Source organism: Actinomyces polynesiensis, assembly GCF_000820725.1.
Taxonomy (GTDB): Bacteria; Actinomycetota; Actinomycetes; order Actinomycetales; family Actinomycetaceae; genus Pauljensenia; species Pauljensenia polynesiensis.
In genome coordinates, this window is sequence record NZ_CCXH01000247.1 from 1 (window position 1) to 3,183 (window position 3,183).

Annotated in this window: 1 protein-coding gene and 1 pseudogene; both read left to right on the forward strand. The window is 70.1% G+C overall.

Features of this window, described 5'->3' with window-relative positions:
- Nucleotides 1-456: 456 nt before the first annotated feature.
- Nucleotides 457-882, forward strand: a pseudogene (locus TA90_RS16050) (YhgE/Pip domain-containing protein); the annotation flags it as partial.
- A 26-nt stretch (nt 883-908) separates the two neighbouring features.
- Nucleotides 909-3,183 (forward strand): YhgE/Pip family protein (locus TA90_RS10725; protein ID WP_052450780.1); only part of this gene is annotated, 2,275 nt, incomplete at its 3' end.

Here is a 3,183-nt window from a genome sequence, read left to right on the forward strand (position 1 = left end):
GGATCTTGTCTGTCATGGGCCCAGCCTAGCCGCGGGGGTCCACCGGGAAGGGGTGGGCGCCGTGGGGTGCGGCCGTGACCACCCGACGAGGGCGGCCCGACGGGGGCGGCCCGGGTCGCCCCCTCGGGGGCCGCGACTCCCAGCGCTTTCCCAGCCCCGTCCAAGGGTGTTCCAAAGGTCGGTCCGTAGAGTCGGTGACGAGTCAAGGGAGTGCTCACCTCAAGGTGTTCCGACTCGCACTGTGTTGATGGGATGTTCGGGGCCCGCCGGTGACGGCGGGCCCCGAACTGTGTCCGGCCGGGGCCGCGCACCCCGGACACTCCCGGACGAACTGGTGCTCGCTCCCGCCTCCGTGCCACCCTTGGGGTGTCCAGGACCAGGCGCCGCCGGTCCCGTCCAGTCCTCTCCACCCCGGGCGCCTGGAAGGATCGGGGAGGACGCATCCACAGGAGCGTCATGAAGAACGTCGGGCGTGTGCTCGCGCGTGACCTCCGGCGGCTCCTCTCCGTCCGGCAGGCGTGGATCATCCTCGTCGGGATGGTCATCACCCCCGCCCTGTACGCCTGGGTCAACATCGTGGCGTTCTGGGACCCCTACGGGAACACCTCCCACATCGACGTGGCCGTGGTGGACCTCGACAGGGGCGCGAGTTCCGAGCTGACGGGGCACATCGACGTCGGGTCGCAGGTGGTGGCCCAGCTGAAGGAGAACGACCAGCTCGGATGGCGCTTCACCGACCTCGGGGACGCCATGGAACGCGTCAGGAGCGGCCACAGCTATGCAGCGATCGTCATCCCCGCGAGTTTCAGCAGTGACCTCCTGAGCATCACCACCAGCACGTTCACCCAGCCTGAACTGCAGTACTACGTGAACGAGAAGGCGAACGCGATCGCCCGAAGATCACCGACGTGGGGGCCTCGACCATCGAGGAGAGGATCACGAGCACCTTCACCTCCACGGTCTCCGAGGTGGCGGCGGAGGCGCTCCAGGAGGCGGGCGTGGACGCGGAGGGCCAGCTCAAGGGTGCCCGGGACGGCACGCTCGACGCCCTGGACGACGCCACCGGTTCCGTGGGGCAGGCCAAGGACGCCGTCACCTCCCTGGCGACGAGTCTCACCGACTCGCGCCAGGACCTGGCTGATGCGAAGGGTGCGCTCGCCGACGCGGACCGCGCGCTCGCCGCCACCCAGGAGGCCATCGCCCAGAGCCAGTCCCTGGCCGCCACCGCCCAGTCGGGGATCGCCGACTTCACGCGGACGGCGACCTCCTCCTACGTGCAGGGTGCCACGCTGCTGGCCGGGGTGTCCGCCCAGGCGCAGTCGTCCCTGACCTCCCTGGCCGACGGGGTCACGCAGGTGAACGACCAGGTCGGCACGGCCGTCGACGCGGTCGACGCTGCGGTGAGCGCCAACGGGAAGGCGATCACGGAGCTGACCGCGCTCCTCGACGACAGCGACCTCGACCCCGCCGTCGCGGAGCAGGTACGTGCCGTGCTCGCCAACCTGCAGGAGCGCAACACCGCCGACCAGGACGTCGTGGTGAGCCTGAAGTCGCTCAACCACGACCTGGACACGACAGTCAGCGCGCTCTCCGACGCGACGGACTCCGTCAACTCCTCCATCCAGGACGCGGCCACCGCCTCCGGACAACTCGAGGACGTCCTCACCCGGACCATTCCGGAGCTGAACCGGAGCATGTCCGCCATGTCGGCCAGTGCCGGAGGGGTGTCGGCGGCCCTGGACGCCCAGCGCACGCAGCTCGCACAGGCCCGGGGGCTCCTGACGGACCTGGACGGACAGGTCAAGGACACGGTGACCGCGCTCGGCGGGCTGGGCACGACGCTGGACGGCGTCGAGCAGGGTCTGGACACGGTCCGCACCGACGTCGTGGCACTGGGCTCCGCCTCCCTGTGGAGTGACCTCGGCACCCTCACCGGACTCGACCCGCAGCAGATCGCCCAGTTCATGGCGTCCCCCGTCCAGGTCAGCGAGAAGGTGGTCTTCCCCGTGGCCACCTACGGCTCGGCCATGGCCGCCCTGTTCACCAACCTGTCCCTGTGGATCGGCAGCTTCGTACTCATGGTGATCCTCCGCCTCGAGGTCGATGACGAGGGGATCGACGGCCTGACCCTCTCCCAGGGTTACCTGGGCCGTTGGATGCTGCTGGCGTGCATCGCCGCCCTGCAGGGCCTCCTGGTGACGGCGGGAGACCTGGTCATCGGGGTCCAGCACGTGAACGCCGCCGCCTTCATGGCGACCGGGGTCCTCATCGCCCTGTCCTACCTCAGCATCATCTACGCCCTGTCGGTGTCCTTCAGCCACATCGGCAAGGGCCTGTGCGTGATCCTCGTGATCATCCAGATCCCCGGTGCGTCGGGCCTGTACCCGATCGAGATGATGCCGGCCTTCTTCCAGAGGCTCTACCCCTTCTTCCCCTTCACCTACGGGATCGACGCCATGCGGGAGGTCATCAGCGGTTTCTACGACGGGCGCTACTGGCGTTGCCTGCTGGTCCTCGCGCTGTTCGTGGCGCTGTCCTTCGTCCTGGGCCTGGTGCTGAGGGGGCGCCTGGGCAACCTCACCCGCATGTTCAACCGGGAGATCGTCTCCACCGACCTCCTCGTGGCGGAGGAGGTGCTCACGCCCGGTCGCTACCGGCTCTCCCAGGTGCTGCGCTCCCTGGCCGACCGCGAGGAGTACCGCGAGGTGCTGGAGCGGCGCGCCCGCGTCTTCCGGCGTCACTACCCGCGCCTGCTCCGTGGGGCACTGGCGGCGGGCATCGTCGTGCCGATCGTGCTGGCGGCGGTGCCCTCCTCCGACCCCGACACGAAGGCCCTGCTCCTGGGTCTGTGGGTGGCCTGGTTCCTGCTCCTCTTCGCCTTCCTGGTGTGCACGGAGTACGTCAGGGACAGCATCGAGGACGGGCTCGCCCTCGCCGCCATGCCGGAGTCGGCCCTGCGCCTGGCGATGTCCTCGCGCTACCGTGCGCGCCACTCCTCGGGTACGGGCGTGGTGCGGACCCCTCTGGGAACACGCCTGCGCGGCGCCGCCGCACCGGGAGCGGAGGACGGCGGGGGTGCGGCTCCCGCTTCCCTCACGGTCACGGCCGCGGAGGGCGACGGGGACACGAGGGCGACCCCGGCCGTCCCGGCTGAACCGGCAGATGCCGTGTCCGACGGCCCCG